At 63.7% G+C, this 14,797-nt stretch carries 16 protein-coding genes and 1 pseudogene; 10 read left to right on the forward strand and 7 right to left on the reverse strand.

The genetic code is table 11. From position 1 onward, the window contains the following. Positions 1-95 precede the first annotated feature (95 nt). Together argJ and mutT are read left to right on the forward strand one after the other, a co-directional pair. Entirely contained in the window at positions 96-1,337 is a 1,242-nt protein-coding gene (gene argJ / locus YUO_RS0113090) for a bifunctional glutamate N-acetyltransferase/amino-acid acetyltransferase ArgJ (protein ID WP_028347669.1), read from the forward strand. 15 nt (positions 1,338-1,352) lie between these two features. Continuing rightward, a complete protein-coding gene (gene mutT / locus YUO_RS0113095) occupies positions 1,353-1,763 on the forward strand; it encodes an 8-oxo-dGTP diphosphatase MutT (protein ID WP_028347670.1) in 411 nt (136 codons plus the stop codon). A gap of 210 nt (positions 1,764-1,973) precedes the next feature. Here mutT and YUO_RS44745 read toward each other — a convergent pair. The 3 genes and pseudogenes from YUO_RS44745 to YUO_RS0113105 all read right to left on the reverse strand — a co-directional run. Then, positions 1,974-2,154: pseudogene (locus YUO_RS44745) on the reverse strand (IS5/IS1182 family transposase); the annotation flags it as partial. Positions 2,155-2,420: 266 nt separating this feature from the next. Then, on the reverse strand, positions 2,421-2,924 hold the full coding sequence (locus tag YUO_RS0113100) for a methyltransferase family protein (RefSeq protein ID WP_028347671.1): 504 nt from the start codon (positions 2,922-2,924) through the stop codon (positions 2,421-2,423). Between the two features lie 62 nt (positions 2,925-2,986). Then, positions 2,987-3,412, reverse strand: a complete 426-nt coding sequence (locus YUO_RS0113105; RefSeq protein WP_028347672.1) for a cupin domain-containing protein — start codon at positions 3,410-3,412, stop codon at positions 2,987-2,989. Between the two features lie 116 nt (positions 3,413-3,528). Between YUO_RS0113105 and YUO_RS0113110 the strand changes: the two genes are divergently transcribed. Beyond that, positions 3,529-4,266: a GntR family transcriptional regulator gene (locus YUO_RS0113110; RefSeq protein WP_083754578.1), complete on the forward strand. Its 738-nt coding sequence runs from the start codon at positions 3,529-3,531 to the stop codon at positions 4,264-4,266. A gap of 136 nt (positions 4,267-4,402) precedes the next feature. Here YUO_RS0113110 and YUO_RS0113115 read toward each other — a convergent pair whose 3' ends face one another. Then, a complete protein-coding gene (locus tag YUO_RS0113115) occupies positions 4,403-5,248 on the reverse strand; it encodes a methyltransferase domain-containing protein (protein ID WP_028347674.1) in 846 nt (281 codons plus the stop codon). Positions 5,249-5,325: 77 nt separating this feature from the next. Here YUO_RS0113115 and YUO_RS0113120 point away from each other — a divergent pair, with 77 nt between their 5' ends. Genes YUO_RS0113120 through YUO_RS0113135 form a run of 4 tightly spaced genes read left to right on the forward strand, consistent with a single transcriptional unit; the run spans position 5,326 to position 7,792 of the window. Beyond that, entirely contained in the window at positions 5,326-6,135 is an 810-nt protein-coding gene (locus YUO_RS0113120) for a ComF family protein (protein WP_028347675.1), read from the forward strand. Between the two features lie 42 nt (positions 6,136-6,177). Further along, the gene (gene grxC / locus YUO_RS0113125) at positions 6,178-6,450 is read left to right on the forward strand and encodes a glutaredoxin 3 (protein ID WP_028347676.1); all 273 of its coding nucleotides are present in this window, start codon (positions 6,178-6,180) and stop codon (positions 6,448-6,450) included. Continuing rightward, positions 6,447-7,325 carry a carbon-nitrogen hydrolase family protein gene (locus YUO_RS0113130; RefSeq protein WP_028347677.1) on the forward strand — a complete coding sequence of 293 codons (879 nt, stop codon included), beginning with the start codon at positions 6,447-6,449 and terminating at the stop codon, positions 7,323-7,325. The genes grxC and YUO_RS0113130 overlap by 4 nt, the downstream gene beginning before the upstream one ends. Continuing rightward, complete coding sequence (locus YUO_RS0113135; protein ID WP_028347678.1) at positions 7,322-7,792, forward strand: DUF1178 family protein; 471 nt, start codon at positions 7,322-7,324, stop codon at positions 7,790-7,792. The genes YUO_RS0113130 and YUO_RS0113135 overlap by 4 nt, the downstream gene beginning before the upstream one ends. A gap of 165 nt (positions 7,793-7,957) precedes the next feature. Here YUO_RS0113135 and YUO_RS0113140 read toward each other — a convergent pair whose 3' ends face one another. Next, the gene (locus tag YUO_RS0113140) at positions 7,958-8,857 is read right to left on the reverse strand and encodes a DMT family transporter (protein WP_028347679.1); all 900 of its coding nucleotides are present in this window, start codon (positions 8,855-8,857) and stop codon (positions 7,958-7,960) included. Between the two features lie 236 nt (positions 8,858-9,093). On the opposite strand from YUO_RS0113140, the gene YUO_RS0113145 reads away from it, so the two are divergent. After that, positions 9,094-9,375: a GIY-YIG nuclease family protein gene (locus YUO_RS0113145; protein ID WP_028347680.1), complete on the forward strand. Its 282-nt coding sequence runs from the start codon at positions 9,094-9,096 to the stop codon at positions 9,373-9,375. A 154-nt stretch (positions 9,376-9,529) separates the two neighbouring features. Here YUO_RS0113145 and ubiG read toward each other — a convergent pair whose 3' ends face one another. Next, positions 9,530-10,297 carry a bifunctional 2-polyprenyl-6-hydroxyphenol methylase/3-demethylubiquinol 3-O-methyltransferase UbiG gene (gene ubiG, locus YUO_RS0113150; protein ID WP_028347681.1) on the reverse strand — a complete coding sequence of 256 codons (768 nt, stop codon included), beginning with the start codon at positions 10,295-10,297 and terminating at the stop codon, positions 9,530-9,532. A 3-nt stretch (positions 10,298-10,300) separates the two neighbouring features. Then, positions 10,301-10,780: a PH domain-containing protein gene (locus YUO_RS0113155; protein WP_028347682.1), complete on the reverse strand. Its 480-nt coding sequence runs from the start codon at positions 10,778-10,780 to the stop codon at positions 10,301-10,303. A 176-nt stretch (positions 10,781-10,956) separates the two neighbouring features. Here YUO_RS0113155 and YUO_RS0113160 point away from each other — a divergent pair, with 176 nt between their 5' ends. Continuing rightward, positions 10,957-12,210, forward strand: a complete 1,254-nt coding sequence (locus YUO_RS0113160; RefSeq protein WP_028347683.1) for an aspartate kinase — start codon at positions 10,957-10,959, stop codon at positions 12,208-12,210. 314 nt (positions 12,211-12,524) lie between these two features. Next, positions 12,525-14,792: a phosphoenolpyruvate--protein phosphotransferase gene (ptsP, locus tag YUO_RS0113165; protein ID WP_028347684.1), complete on the forward strand. Its 2,268-nt coding sequence runs from the start codon at positions 12,525-12,527 to the stop codon at positions 14,790-14,792. The last annotated feature ends 5 nt before the right edge of the window (positions 14,793-14,797 follow it).

Below are 14,797 nucleotides of genomic sequence, written 5' to 3' on the forward strand. Positions count from 1 at the left end.
GGCCGTTCCATGTCTGGGGACCTGTTATAGGCCTCGAAGACGTGAATGCCGGAGCAGGTCCGGCTACGCTTGATCTGGTCGAAGAAGGTGCTCGCATGTCCACTTCAGTTTCCCCCCTCGCCCCGACCGACGTGCCCGATATGCCGACTGTTGCGGGAGTGAAGCTCGCCACCGCCGCCGCCGGCATCCGCTACAAGGGGCGCACTGACGTGCTGCTCGCCGTCATGGACAAAGGCACTACGGTTGCCGGCGTGTTCACCAAATCGAAATGCCCGTCCGCGCCGGTGGAATGGTGCCGCGCCAAGCTCGGCCGCGGGCAAGCCCGTGCGCTGGTGGTCAATTCCGGCAACGCGAACGCGTTCACCGGCAAGACCGGTAAGCAGTCGACGGCGCTGACCGCGCAAACCGCGGCGAAGGCGGTCGGCTGCGCGACTTCCGATGTGTTCCTCGCCTCCACCGGCGTGATCGGCGAGCCGCTCGACGCCACCAAGTTCGACGGCGTGCTGGCGACGCTGGCGGATGCCGCCACGCCCGACCACTGGATCGACGCGGCGAAGGCCATCATGACAACCGATACCTTTCCGAAGGTCGCAACCGCCACGGTGAAGCTCGGCAAGGCCAAGGTCACGATCAACGGCATGGCCAAGGGCGCCGGCATGATCGCACCCGATATGGCGACCATGCTGTCTTTCGTGTTTACCGATGCGCCGCTGTCGTCCGCCGTGCTGCAGTCACTGCTCAAGAGCGGCGTCGAGGACACTTTCAACGCCATCACCATCGACAGCGACACCTCGACCTCGGATACGCTGCTGGCGTTCGCTACCGGCGTGGCCGCCGACGATGGCGCGCCCAAGATCAGCCGCGCCAGCGATGCGCGCCTGAAGGCGTTTGCCAAGGCCTTCCAGGGTGTGCTGGCCGACCTTGCCGAGCAGGTGGCCCGCGACGGTGAAGGCGCGCGCAAGCTGGTCGAGGTTATCGTCGAAGGCGCGACCACCAAGAACTCCGCGCGCAAGATCGCCATGTCAATCGCGAATTCGCCGCTGGTGAAGACGGCGATCGCCGGCGAGGATGCCAATTGGGGCCGCGTGGTGATGGCGGTCGGCAAGGCCGGCGAGCCCGCCAACCGCGACAAGCTTTCGATCTCGTTCAACGGCATTCGCGTCGCCAAGAGCGGCGCACGCGATCCGTCCTACAACGAGGCGGAGGTTTCCGAGGTGATGAAGAACCCGAAGATCCAGATCAAGGTTGCGCTTGGCCTCGGCAAGGGCCGCGACCGTGTGCTGACCTGCGACCTCACCAAGGAGTACGTCGCGATCAACGGCGATTATCGTTCATGAGCGAGACAGCGGCGCATGGCTGATATCAAGCTCACTCTCGTGGTCGCCTGCGCCCTCGTCGATACCGACAAGCGCGTGCTGATCACGCAGCGCCCGGAAGGAAAGCCGCTCGCAGGCTTGTGGGAGTTTCCCGGCGGCAAGGTCGAGCCCGGCGAACGGCCGGAGCAGACCCTGATCCGCGAACTGCATGAGGAGATCGGGATCGACGTCAGCGAGCCATGTCTGGCGCCGCTGACGTTCGCGAGCCACGCCTATGAAAGCTTTCATCTGCTGATGCCGCTCTACATCTGCCGCCGCTGGGAAGGCATGGTGATGGCGCGCGAAGGCCAGCAACTGGCTTGGGTCCGCGCCAACAAGCTGCGCGATTACCCGATGCCGCCCGCAGACATTCCGCTGATCCCGCATCTGATCGATTTGTTGATGTAAGCGTCTGCGTACTCGGCCGTCATGCCCGGACTTGGGCATCTATCAACTTCAAAGAATCTTCCAGCGCAGCGCCTCTGCGGCGGCACGCAGAGCCCAGACACAAAATCGCGAAAACAACCCCATGCAAAGTAGAGTGGGGCCGGCTCGCAGCACCCGTGCGGCTTGCGTCCGGGGCACGAGAAGAGAAATGGTCCGTCGTCACGGCCCAAACTAGGGTGTGGACTCATAACGCGCAGCAAACCACAGCCGAATGGATGCAAGCTGGACGAAGGCAAGGTAATTGGCGGCGAGCTTGTCGTGGCGTGTCACGACCCGATGACATCGCTTGGTCCGATCGAAGAACCGTTCGACTCTGTTAGGAGCGCGGTAGAGATAAGGGGCTGAAGCAGATTGCCCACGCGGCTTGTTGGGCAGGCATCGCTATGGCAACCCATTCACACTCGGCGAGTTCATAGCCCATGATCAGAGCCCCCCATTTCGGAGTTTAGATCACAGGCGTCCGGCCAAACGCAACGCGCCTGGTCCTGACTCGGATTCGGCGCTTTCGGGGTAAAGCCGACATCGACTGGTCCACACGCGCCGGCGAATCTGTCGAAAATGACCCACAAGAGACATGAGCCCGGCTCGAAATCCCGGAATGCCAGATATCGATCAGGACTACGCCGGCGTAGAGCCGGGGAAGCGTGGCAACCAGCGCGACACGTTGGCGCAATAGGTGTCGTATTCCGTTCCAAATGTCTCACGCAGCGTTGGCTCCTCATAGGCCAGAACGAACATGTGGAAGCCGATCCACAGCAGCGCGCCGTAGACCAGAAGCCCTGCGTTTCCAAGGAGCAGTCCCTGGCCAAGGACAATCGCCACCAGGGCAAGGTAGATCGGATTGCGGACATAACGATTGGGGCCGGCGATCACCAAATGTTGCGGTGGTGCGACCGGCGCCGGCGTGCCGACGCCCTGCAGCGCAAATCGTATGAAGGTTTCGACCAGCACCGGAATGCCGAGCAGGATCAGAACCACGCCGAACCATCGGACAGGCTGGAGATCGAAGAACGGCGCTTGCTGACGCCATTGTGAAATCCCCCACGGCACGACACCCGCGAGTGTCGTGGGGGCAATCAGAAAAAAGACCGCTGACCCAAGAGCTGCCGAGCCTCTGGTCATGATGTTGCTCCGGCCTCACAAATCCCGGCGTGTACCCGCGATCGCGAGGTATACGCGCTGCCCTACTGGGTCGGTTGCGCGGGCTGCACCAACGGCTTGCCTTTCTCGACCACGAAAACCGCCATCACCTTGACGGGGCTGCTTCCGGCCGCGCCTTCATTGTGAACGGCACTATGAGGCAACTGGAAAGCCTCCCCGACCTTGTAGATTCGCTCCGCCTCACCATCGACGAGATACCAGAACTCGCCCTCCGCCACGTAGGCCATCACGAGGCCGGGGTGCGAATGACGCCCCGTCTTGAAGCCGCCGGCCAGCTCGGTAATGCCGAACACGACCTCATAATTGGATCCCGGTACATCGACCTTGCCCAGCGGCGTGCGTTTGACCGGAGAAGGCTGAACCGGGGAAGGCTGTGGCTGCTGGGCGTTGCCAGGTGCACCGAGCAGAAGCGCTGTAACCAAACCGAGGAGCAAGGACTGTCTGAACATGGGCCCTCCGTGCGATGGCTATCAAGCCGGACCAGCCTAGCCCCAATATTGGATACAATCAAGCATGATTTGTATTAAATACGCGGCTGCTTGAATACCGCCGAATTCGGCCGATAATGCCCGTCATTGCACACGGAGCGATGGTCGTGGCCAGAACAGCGGACAAGCTCGTCGGCAGCCTTGCCGAGCGCATTTCGGAAAAGATTTTCGCCGGCGAGTATCCGCCAGGAAGCCCGCTGCGTCAGGAAGCCCTTGCGGAGGAGTTTGCGGTGAGCCGCACGCCCATCCGCGAAGCCTTGCGGCAACTCGAGGCCAAGGGCGTGATCGAGCACCGGCCCAACCAGGGGGCGATCGTGCGCGCGCACGACGCCCGCGACATACGGGACGCCTATCAGGTGCGGGCCGAACTCGAAGGGCTAGCGATATCGCTCGCGGCGGAGTGGATCACTGACGAGCAGATCGCGCGCATGCGCGGCGCCCAGAAGAAATTCTCGGTTGTCGTGGACAAGCTGATCGCGGCTCGCCGGTCGAACCCCAAAACGCGTCTCAAGGACGTCCCCAGCTGGGTCGAATCGAACGACGATTTCCACAACGTGGTCATCGAGGCCAGCGGAAACCAGCGGCTGAAGCAGATGATCCGTGACCTGCATCAAGGCTTCACGCGAAACCTCATGCTTTCGGCCCTGACCATGGATGGACGGCGCATGCGCGAGAACGTTGCACAGCACGAGGCCATCCTTGCCGCGATTGCCCGGCATGATCCGGTGGAAGCACGCAAGGCTATGACGCATCACATCCTGCGTTCCGGGGAATTGCTGGTGTGGTGGTTGGAACGTGAAGGTGGTTTGCGCTGACGTTTCCGCTCCTGGCCCTTCGCGACATATTGCGCCGCGCGAGCCTGGTCGCAAACTGGGCAAAGCGGACACAGCCTTCGTCGCGTGACGCCGACGGGTTGGGTACACGGCCTAATCTCATCCCGCTTTAAGTTGTCTATTTGGGAGTAGTTTTCTTCACCGCCGCCTCCAGGCTTGCCTTCGCCGATCCCGGCCGCAGCGGCTTCTGCTGGCTCTCATGCGGCGCCCAGCCGGAAAGCCAGACAATATCGAAGGTCGCGCGGATACGGCCGTCCGCATCCGCAAAACGTTCGCCGTAGATCTGCGCCATCCGCAGCATGGTGGCGCGCCGGGTCGGCGTCCGTCGCCGTTCGATCAAAAAATTGGTCGCGCCCATCCGCCTGAGATCGGCCATCAGCGCGAACGCGCTATCATAGCGCACCACGACGCGGTCGACGTCGGTGACCGGCAGCGCGAGCCCTGCGCGCTGCAGCAGGCTGCCGATATCCCGCAAATCAGCAAACGGCGCGACGCGCGGCGATACCCCGCCCTCGCATTCGGCTTCCGCCGCGGCAAAGCTCTGCCGGAGTTCGGTCAACGTATCGCCCCCGATCATCGCCGCCAGCAACAGCCCATCCGGCTTCAACGCGCGGCGGATCTGCGCCAGCACGCCGGGCAGATCGTTGACGAATTGAAACGCCAGAGCGGAAACGGCGAGATCGAGGGATTGCGGCGGCAAGCGCAGGGTTTCTGATTGATCGACATCGATGCGGGTGATGGATGAAAAGCGATCGGCCAGTGGCTTTCGCAGGAGTTCGCCGGGCGTCCAGATGTCGGCCGCATCGGCAAAACTTCGCGTCACGGCCTGCAGCCGCTCTTCGAAATCTTCCCTGATACGATCGAGCAGGAATGTTGCCGGCCCGCCGCGCCGCGCGCGGTCTAGCCGCGCGCGCAGGAGCGCACGGTCGAACAGGATGGGCGCGCTGGCCGGGTTCGAAGCCATGCCGGTTGGTACGCTGGCTGCCTCTCTCTGGCAATGCGGTGCTTGAGCCACGCACGGCACGGCGCTAGCCTCACGCCATGGACGCCGAGGCATCACCACCACGCTCCATCTCCAGCCAGCTTCGCGGCGCGTTGAGCGCCTGCCGCGACGCATTCGCGCATCTGCCGCGGCTCGCGCTCGACATCGCACTGCCGACGCAGTGCGTTTCCTGCCGCGAGCCGGTCGATGGCGAGGGCGTTTGCGCGGCATGCTGGGCGAAACTGTCGTTCATCGCACCGCCGTTCTGTCCGCGGCTCGGCATCCCCTTCGTTTATGATCCCGGCTCCGAATTGCTGTCGATGGAGGCGATCGCCAATCCGCCGGCCTACCAGCGCGCCCGCGCCGCCGTGCGCTATGACGACGTCGCGCGAACCCTGGTTCATTCGCTGAAGTACCAGGATCGCACCGATCTGGCGCCCGCGATGGGCCGCTGGATGGCCCGTGCGGGCAAGGAATTGCTTGATGAAGCCGACGTGCTGGTGCCAGTTCCCCTGCACTGGCGACGCGGCTGGAGCCGCCGCTACAACCAGTCCGGCGCGCTGGCGCGGGTGATTTCGCGCCAAACCGGCGTCAAACTGGCCTCTGAGGCGCTTCGCCGCATTCGCGCGACTGAGCAGCAGATCGGGCTGTCCCGACCACAGCGCGCCAGCAATGTGCAGGGCGCCTTCAAGGTCGCCGCCGACCGCGTCGCCGACATCCAGGGCCGCCGCGTCATCCTGACCGACGACGTGCTGACGTCAGGCGCCACGACCGACGCTTGCGCCCGGGCGCTGCTGCGCGCCAAGGCCGCGCAGGTCGACGTGCTGGTATTCGCGCGGGTTGTGGACAGCCACCGGGCTCCCATATAATTCAAAGACTTGCCAAAAAAGACTTGCCAATCAGAGCGCGACATGACCGCCATTGAAATCTATACCCGCCCGGGCTGCGGCTACTGCACCGCCGCCAAATCGCTGCTGACGCGCAAGAACGCCGCGTTCACGGAACTGAACGTGGCCACCGACCCCGCCTATCGTGAGCAGATGTACGACCGCGCAGGCGGCGGCTCGACCTTCCCTCAGATCTTCATCGGCACAACACATGTCGGCGGCTGTGACGAGCTTTATGCACTGGACCGCGCGGGCAGGCTCGACGCTTTGCTGGCGGGAGAAAAGGCCCCCTCATGAGCGCTGGTTCCACCTTCACCGCTGCCATGGTGCAGATGCGCACCGGGCTGCTGCCCGAACCGAGCCTCGAACAGGGCATCAAGCTGATCCGCGAGGCCGCAGCGCAAGGCGCCGACTATGTGCTCACGCCCGAGGTGAGCAACATGATGCAATTGAACCGCAAGGCGCTGTTCGAGCATCTTGCATCGGAAGCAGACGACCTCTCGCTGAAGGCCTATCGCGCGCTGGCCGCGGAGCTGAAGATTCATCTTCATATCGGCTCGCTGGCGCTGCGCTTCTCGCCCGAGCGCGCCGTCAACCGCTCGTTCCTGATCGGGCCCGACGGCAATTTGCTCGCCAGCTACGACAAGATCCATATGTTCGATATCGACCTGCCCGGCGGCGAGAGCTATCGCGAATCGGCCAACTACCAGCCGGGCGAGACGGCCGTCATCTCGGACCTGCCGTGGGGGCGGATCGGGCTGACGATCTGCTACGACGTGCGGTTTCCGGCGCTCTATCGCGCGCTGGCCGAGGCCGGCGCGTCGTTCCTCACCGTACCCTCGGCCTTCACCAGGAAAACCGGCGAGGCACATTGGCACGCGCTATTGCGCGCCCGCGCGATCGAGACCGGCTGCTTCGTGTTCGCCGCGGCGCAATGCGGCATGCATGAGAACAAGCGCGAGACCTACGGGCATTCACTGATCATCGGCCCCTGGGGCGAAATCCTCGCGGAGGGCGGCGTCGAGCCCGGCGTATTCCTCGCCAACATCGACACATCCAGGGTCGAGACGGCTCGGAGAGCCGTGCCGTCGCTACAACATGGCAGACGCTTCGGCATTGCCGATCCCAAGGCCGGCCCCGAGCATCTGCACCTCGTCCGAGGCTCGGCATGATCCGCTACAACCTTCGCTGCGAGAAGGGCCATGCTTTCGAAAGCTGGTTTCAAAGCTCCGCGGCTTACGAGACCCAGGAAAAACGCAGGCTGGTGAGCTGCCCGAATTGCGGCTCGGTCAAAGTCGAGCGCGCCATCATGGCTCCGCAGATCGTCAGCAAGAAGGGCCGCGAGCAAGCCGCGCCCGCGCCGGCCGCGCCTGCGGAAACGACCGGATCGGAATCGACGCCGCTGTTGATGGCGCAGGAGCGCGAGCTACGCGCCAAGCTGAAGGAATTGCGCGATCACATCGTCAAGAATGCCGACAATGTCGGCGAGCGCTTCCCCAACGAAGCGCGCAAGATGCATTACGGCGATATCGAGCACCGCCCGATCTACGGCGAAGCCACCCCGGATGAGGCGCGCGCGCTGATCGACGAAGGCGTCGAGGTCTCCCCGCTGCCGGTACTGCCGGAAGATAGGAATTGACGCGGAGCGTCATTCCGGGGCACGCGAAGCGTGAACCCAGAATCTCGAGATTCTCAGTTGTAGGGTGGGCAAAGCGACAGCGTGCCCACCATGTCCCGGCAAATATCTGTGGCTAGAATGGTGGGCACGGCGCTATCGCGCCTTTGCCCACCCTACGGCTTCTGACTACGCCGCCACCAATAGCGCCACGCCCACCACGATCAGCACAATGCCGGACAGTTCGCGCGCCGACATCGGCTGCTTGAACGAGTAATACGACACGGCCTGCGCGAACAGCACCTCGACCAGTGCCAGCGTGCGCACATTGGCCGCCGCCGTCAGCGCAAGTGCCAGAAACCAGAATTGCGAGGCGAATGCGCCCATGAAGCCCGCGAGCATCGAGGGCCGCCACAGTCCGAGGATCGCCTTGAGCACATCAGGCGCGCGGGCGAGCAGATAGACCGTCAACACCAGCGTCTGCACGAATAGGCTGAACACCAGTGTATAAGACGCTGCAGTGACGAAGGAGACGCCGGGCACCACAATCACGGCGCCGCGAAAACCGACGGCTGACAACGCAAAGCAGCCCGCTGCAACCAAGCCGATGATGGTCGGCTTCAACTCCGCAAAGCCCTTTTCGCCGCCCGGCCGCAGCGCGGTGATGACCACGCCGATGGTCGCGATCACGATCGCGACCACTTTCAGCAGCGTCAGATGATCACCGAGGAAGATGAAGCCGAAGATCGCGGTCTGGATCGCCTCGGTCTTGAGGTAGGCCGTCGTCACGACAAAAGAGCGATCGTTCATCGCGAGCAGCATCAGGCCGGTGGCGACGATCTGGCTGAGCGCGCCGAGCAGCAACCACGGCCAGAATATAGCCGTCGGCCACGGCACGGGATCGCCAGTTGCAGCGATCACGATCGCGAAAAAGACCAGTGAGAACGGAAAGCCGAACAGGAAGCGGATATTGGTCGCGCCCCAGGTCCCGAGCGGTCCCGTCAACGACCGCTGCATCGCGTTGCGCGCGACTTGGCCCAGCGCAGCGATGATGGTGAAGGGAATCCAGAGCGTGGCGACGGAGAGCATGGAGGATACCGGCGGGATGCTGCTGCACCGTGCCGGGCGGGATGCGTCAGGTCAACCGGAGCGGCGTCATGACTGGGATGCGCGCGGCCACAAACGCGCCGTCGTCCCTGCGAACGCAGGGACCCATACGCCGCGGCCCGCGGAAGGGGCGCGCGGGAGACGGCTTTGCTTCAACAATGTATGGTAGTGGTTATGGGTCCCTGCGTTCGCAGGGACGACAGCCGTATGGTTTGCGCATGTATTACGTTTACATTCTCGCGAGCCGGCGTCATGGGACGCTCTATATCGGGGTGACCAACTCGCTGGCGAAGCGGATGGAGCAGCACCGCAACGGCGAGGGCTCGTCATTCGTCAAAACCTACGGAGTTTACCGGCTCGTTTATGTAGAAGTTTTCGAGCGGGCGGATGAAGCGATTGCGCGGGAGAAACAGCTCAAGCGCTGGAAGCGCGACTGGAAGATCGAATTGATCGAGCGCGAGAATCTGGAGTGGCGCGATCTCAGCGATCTGATCGTTTGAATACTTGCCGCCTTTATCCGTCGCCCCTGCGAACGCAGGGGCCCATACGCCGCGGCCCGCGGAAGGGGCGCGCGGGGAGACGGCTTTGCTTCAACGACTCCGAGCGGTGGTTATGGGTCCCTGCTTTCGCAGGGACGACGATAACTGAGAATCCCTACACCCCTTCCGCGACCACCATGTAGTTCACGTCCATGTCGGACGAGATGCTCCATCTGTCGGCGAGCGGGTTATAGACCACGCCGGCCTGCTCGGTGATGGTGAGGCGGTTGTTGGCGAGATGCCGGGCGAGTTCGTCCGGCGTGACGAACTTGTCCCATTGATGGGTGCCGCGCGGCAGCCAGCGCAGCACATACTCGGCGCCAACGATCGCAAGCGCAAAGCTCTTCCAGTTGCGGTTCAGCGTCGAGACCACCATCATCCCGCCCGGCTTGACCATCGCCGCGCAGCGGGCGAGGAACGCGCCGACATCGGTGACATGCTCGATCACTTCCATCGCCAGCACGACGTCGAACCGCTCGCGGTGGTCCATCTGCTCGATGGTGGTGCAGCGATAATCGATCGACAGATGCCCCTTGTCGGCGTGCAGCTTGGCAGCCGCAATATTGGTCGCGGACGGATCGATCCCGATCACCTGCGCGCCCAGCCGCGTCAACGGCTCGCACAACAGGCCAGCGCCGCAACCGATATCGAGGATCCGCAGCCCCGAGAGGCAACTCAGGCTCCTGGCGTTACGCTCAAACTTGCGGCAGGCGGCGTCGCGGATATAGGCGAGCCGCAGCGGGTTGATCTTGTGCAGCGGGGCCATCTTGCCTTTGGGGTCCCACCACTCATCAGACAATTTCGAAAATTTCGCGACTTCAGCCGGATCGACCGTGCTGCCAGTGGCGGAGAAACCGGCGGATGAATTTTGCTGCATGGCCATTATTTACGTACCGGCCGGTCGTGCCGTGATGGCATTGCGAAACGCCAGCGGCGAAGCAATGGTGTCGAGGGTCTTGCCACCCTCACCGACCCCCGAGACCGTTACATCGCCGTAGTTGAGGATGCGGCCGAGGATGCTCTGGTTGACGTCGACGCTCTCGACCTTGTCCACACTCATCTCGAACGTCTGCCGCTGAACAAAGCCGGTCTTGTGGACGACACGGAAATTGGTGACGTCGGTCTCGGTGGTCCATCGATGAAACCAGGCGGTGACAGTTTTGTACAACGCAGCGATGGCTGATATCGCCGCCAGCGACAGACAGATCAGTACGGATGGGCCCGCTGGCACCATACCTGAGATCACCAGGAATACGCCCGCTACAATCCAGCCGATGATTGCCGGCAAGAAAAAAATCCAGTGCGCGTTGGTCGAATACAGCACCCTTTCGCCGGGCTGCAGGATTTCATCGATATAACGGCCCATACGCTCGTCCTGAATTAACCCGTCACCACGGCAATTCGCGCCATTTTTGGGTCGAAAACGGAACCGGGGGTGCTTGCCCCGGACCGCGTCGCTATGTATACGCCGCTTTCGGCCCGGGCGCTCCACTTTCCGTTCGGGTCACCTAACTTATCCTCACAGGGAATGCACGCGTCGTCATGGGCCGCCTCGTGATGAAATTCGGCGGCACGTCCGTCGCCAACATCGACCGAATCCGCAACGTCGCGCGTCACGTCAAGCGCGAAGTCGACGCCGGGCATGACGTCGCCGTCGTGGTGTCGGCCATGGCCGGCAAGACCAACGAGTTGGTCGGCTGGTGCGGCGACGCCTCGCCGCTGCATGATGCGCGCGAATATGACGCCGTGGTGGCATCCGGCGAACAGGTGACCTCGGGCCTGCTCGCGATCGTGCTGCAGGGCATGGGCATCCAGGCCCGCTCGTGGCAGGGCTGGCAGATCCCGATCAGGACCTCGGACGCCCACGCCTCGGCGCGGATTCTCGAGATCGACGGCAGCGAGATCAGCGCCCGCTTCAAGGATCGCCAGGAGGTCGCCGTCATTGCCGGCTTCCAAGGCATCAACCCGCAGACCAACCGGATCACCACGCTTGGGCGCGGCGGTTCGGATACCTCGGCGGTGGCGATCGCCGCCGCCATCCGGGCCGACCGCTGCGACATCTATACCGACGTCGATGGCGTCTACACCACCGATCCGCGGGTGGTTCCCAAGGCGCGGCGGCTCGACAAGATCGCCTTCGAGGACATGCTGGAACTGGCTTCGCAAGGCGCCAAGGTCCTGCAGGTACGCTCGGTGGAACTCGGCATGGTGCACAATATGCCTGTGTTCGTTCGTTCCAGCTTCGACAAGCCAGAGGATATCGACCCGCACGGCACCCCGCCGGGCACGCTGATCTGCAGCGAGGAGGAAATCATGGAAAGCCACGTCGTCACCGGCATCGCCTTTTCCAAGGACGAAGCCCAGATTTCCGTGCGCCAGATCGAGGACAAGCCGGGCGTTGCGGCGGCGATCTTCGGCCCGCTCGCGGAAGCCAACATCAATGTCGACATGATCGTGCAGAACGTCTCCGAGGACGGCAAGACCACCGACCTCACCTTCACCGTTCCGGCCTCCGATTATACCCGCGCCCGCGACACCATCACGTCGGCCAAGGCCAAGATCGGCTATGCCCGGCTCGATACGGCCACCGACGTGGCCAAGGTTTCGGTGATCGGCAGCGGCATGCGCAGCCATGCCGGCGTCGCCGCGCAGGCGTTCACCGCGCTGGCTGGGCGCAACATCAACATCCGCGCCATCACCACCTCCGAGATCAAGTTTTCGGTGCTGATCGACGCCGCCTATACCGAACTTGCGGTCCGCACGCTGCACACGCTCTACGGGCTCGATCAGACTTAGAACGATTTTCTCTCAAACTTGGCGCATGGTCTGATCGCCAAACCGTTGCGGTTTGGCGGATCATGCGTTTCGCTGGCGCAGCCCTGAACCACACGTTATTGCTTCTGGCAGGCGTTTTGCTTGGCAAAGCAAGCCTCGATTGGCTATACGGCCTATGAGGTGCGTTGCCGCAAACTGCACCACAGGCGATCTCGATTCGGCCTGGATCGGTGGCCAGCGGCGGCGCCGAATGAATATAATTGTAGTGTTTCGTGCGTTTCACGCCAGCTACCGGCCACCCGGCGGGCTGGCCTCGCGGGGGAGGATACCAGCACATGCGGAGCACGTCGGGAGGTCCCCGCGTCTTGCTGAGACGGCTCCGCGAAACCATGGCGGAGAAGGTCTCGGCGCAGGAACGCCTGGACAAGATCGTGGTGCTGATCGCGGCCAACATGGTGGCCGAGGTCTGCTCCTGCTATGTGCTGCGCATCGATAACACGCTCGAACTTTACGCCACCGAGGGTCTGAACCGCGACGCGGTGCACCGCACCGTGCTGAACGCGCATGAGGGCCTCGTCGGCCTCGTCGCCAGCGAGGCGAGCCCGCTCAACCTCTCGGACGCGCAAAGCCACCCGGCGTTCTCGTTCCGCCCGGAAACCGGCGAAGAAATCTACCATTCGTTCCTCGGCGTCCCGATCCTGCGCGCCGGCAACACGCTCGGCGTGCTGGTCGTGCAGAACCGCGCCAAGCGCACCTATGTCGAGGAAGAGGTCGAGGCGCTGCAGACCACCGCCATGGTGCTGGCGGAAATGATCGCCTCGGGCGAACTGGCGGCGCTGGCGCAGCCCGGCGCGGAACCTGCGGCGCGGCATTCGCTGCACAAGACCGGCGCGATCCTCTCCGACGGCATCGCGCTCGGCCATGTCGTGCTGCACGAGCCGCGTGTCGTCATCACCAACTACATCGCCGAAGACCTGCCGAAGGAAATCAAGAAACTGGATGCAGCGCTGACCAAGCTGCGCGCCGATCTCGACCGCATGCTGGAGCGCGGCGACGTCGCCGACGGCGGCGAGCACCGCGAGGTGCTGGAAGCCTACCGGATGTTTGCCAACGACCACGGCTGGTCGCACAAGCTGCATGAGGCGGTTGCTACCGGCCTCACCGCGGAAGCCGCGGTCGAGCGCGTGCAGTCCGACACGCGCGCGCGCATGCTGCGCTCGACCGATCCTTATCTGCGCGACCGCCTGCACGACCTGGAAGACCTCGGCCATCGCCTGATGCGGCAACTGGTCGGCCAGGATCACGCGCCCTCGCGCGAGCAGCTTCCCGAAAACGCCATTCTGATCGCGCGCGCGATGGGACCGGCGGCGCTGCTCGACTACGACCGCAAGCGGCTGCGCGGCCTGGTGCTGGAGGAAGGCACCGCGAATTCCCACGTCTCGATCGTGGCGCGCGCGCTCGGAATCCCTGCGGTCGGCGAAGTCCCGAACGCGCCCGGCATTGCCGACCCCGGCGATCCCATTATCGTCGACGGCACGTCGGGCTCGATTTATGTCCGCCCCTCTGCCGAGATCGAATCGGCCTATGCCGAGCGGGTGCGGTTTCGCGCGCGGCGGCAGGCGCAGTATGCCGCGCTGCGCGACAAGCCCTGTGTGACCAAGGACGGCCAGCCGGTCGAACTGATGATCAATGCAGGCCTCGTCATCGACCTGCCGCATATCGACGACACCGGCAGCGCCGGCATCGGGCTGTTCCGCACCGAGCTGCAGTTCATGGTCGGCCAGAGCCTGCCGCGCGCCTCCGACCAACTCGCGCTTTATCGGACCGTGCTTGACGCCGCCGGCTCCAAGCCGGTCACGTTCCGCACCCTCGATATTGGCGGCGACAAGGCGCTGCCCTATATGGAGACCGTGATCGAGGAAAACCCGGCGCTGGGCTGGCGCGCGATTCGGCTCGGGCTCGACCGGCCGGGACTGCTGCGCGGCCAGATTCGCGCGCTGCTGCGGGCCGGCGGCGGCCGCGCGCTGAAGATTATGTTTCCGATGATTTCGGATGTCACCGAATTCGACCAGGCCAAGGCCATTGTTGAGCGCGAGCTGACATACCTGCGCCAGCACGGCCACGCGCTGCCGGAACGTATCGACGTCGGCACCATGGTGGAAGTGCCGGCGCTGCTCTATCAACTCGACGAACTCTTGAAGAAGGTCGATTTCGTTTCGGTTGGATCGAACGACCTGTTCCAGTTCTTGTTTGCGGTGGACCGCGGCAACGCAAAAGTTTCCGAACGGTTCGACACCATGTCGGTGCCGATCCTGCGCGCGCTGCGCGATATCGTGCGGAAGGCGCAAGCCGCGAAGAAGATGGCCTCGCTGTGCGGCGAGATGGCCTCAAAGCCGCTCGGCGCGCTGGCGCTGATCGCGCTGGGTTATCGCTCGCTGTCGCTGTCGGCCACCGCGCACGGCCCGGTCAAGGCGATGATCCTCGACCTCGACGCCAAAAAGGCGGAAGCTGTCCTGATGCCGCTGCTCGACGCGCCGGCCGGCAGCGTCTCGATCCGGCAGAAGCTGACGGAATTCGCGGAAGCCGAGGGGCTGTCGTTGTAGCGAGG

This window comes from Bradyrhizobium murdochi, from assembly GCF_000472965.1.
GTDB lineage: Bacteria > Pseudomonadota > Alphaproteobacteria > Rhizobiales > Xanthobacteraceae > Bradyrhizobium > Bradyrhizobium murdochi.

Bases quoted from the DNA above. Each gene is read 5' to 3' on its own strand.
- YUO_RS0113115 (WP_028347674.1), bottom strand. From the start codon at position 5,248: ATGGCTTCGAACCCGGCCAGCGCGCCCATCCTGTTCGACCGTGCGCTC.
- mutT (WP_028347670.1), top strand. From the start codon at position 1,353: ATGGCTGATATCAAGCTCACTCTCGTGGTCGCCTGCGCCCTCGTCGAT.
- YUO_RS0113145 (WP_028347680.1), top strand. From the start codon at position 9,094: ATGTATTACGTTTACATTCTCGCGAGCCGGCGTCATGGGACGCTCTAT.
- YUO_RS0113140 (WP_028347679.1), bottom strand. From the start codon at position 8,857: ATGCTCTCCGTCGCCACGCTCTGGATTCCCTTCACCATCATCGCTGCG.
- YUO_RS0113110 (WP_083754578.1), top strand. From the start codon at position 3,529: ATGCCCGTCATTGCACACGGAGCGATGGTCGTGGCCAGAACAGCGGAC.
- argJ (WP_028347669.1), top strand. From the start codon at position 96: ATGTCCACTTCAGTTTCCCCCCTCGCCCCGACCGACGTGCCCGATATG.
- ptsP (WP_028347684.1), top strand. From the start codon at position 12,525: ATGCGGAGCACGTCGGGAGGTCCCCGCGTCTTGCTGAGACGGCTCCGC.
- grxC (WP_028347676.1), top strand. From the start codon at position 6,178: ATGACCGCCATTGAAATCTATACCCGCCCGGGCTGCGGCTACTGCACC.
- YUO_RS0113120 (WP_028347675.1), top strand. From the start codon at position 5,326: ATGGACGCCGAGGCATCACCACCACGCTCCATCTCCAGCCAGCTTCGC.
- YUO_RS0113135 (WP_028347678.1), top strand. From the start codon at position 7,322: ATGATCCGCTACAACCTTCGCTGCGAGAAGGGCCATGCTTTCGAAAGC.
- YUO_RS0113100 (WP_028347671.1), bottom strand. From the start codon at position 2,924: ATGACCAGAGGCTCGGCAGCTCTTGGGTCAGCGGTCTTTTTTCTGATT.
- YUO_RS0113155 (WP_028347682.1), bottom strand. From the start codon at position 10,780: ATGGGCCGTTATATCGATGAAATCCTGCAGCCCGGCGAAAGGGTGCTG.
- YUO_RS0113130 (WP_028347677.1), top strand. From the start codon at position 6,447: ATGAGCGCTGGTTCCACCTTCACCGCTGCCATGGTGCAGATGCGCACC.
- YUO_RS0113160 (WP_028347683.1), top strand. From the start codon at position 10,957: ATGGGCCGCCTCGTGATGAAATTCGGCGGCACGTCCGTCGCCAACATC.
- YUO_RS0113105 (WP_028347672.1), bottom strand. From the start codon at position 3,412: ATGTTCAGACAGTCCTTGCTCCTCGGTTTGGTTACAGCGCTTCTGCTC.
- ubiG (WP_028347681.1), bottom strand. From the start codon at position 10,297: ATGGCCATGCAGCAAAATTCATCCGCCGGTTTCTCCGCCACTGGCAGC.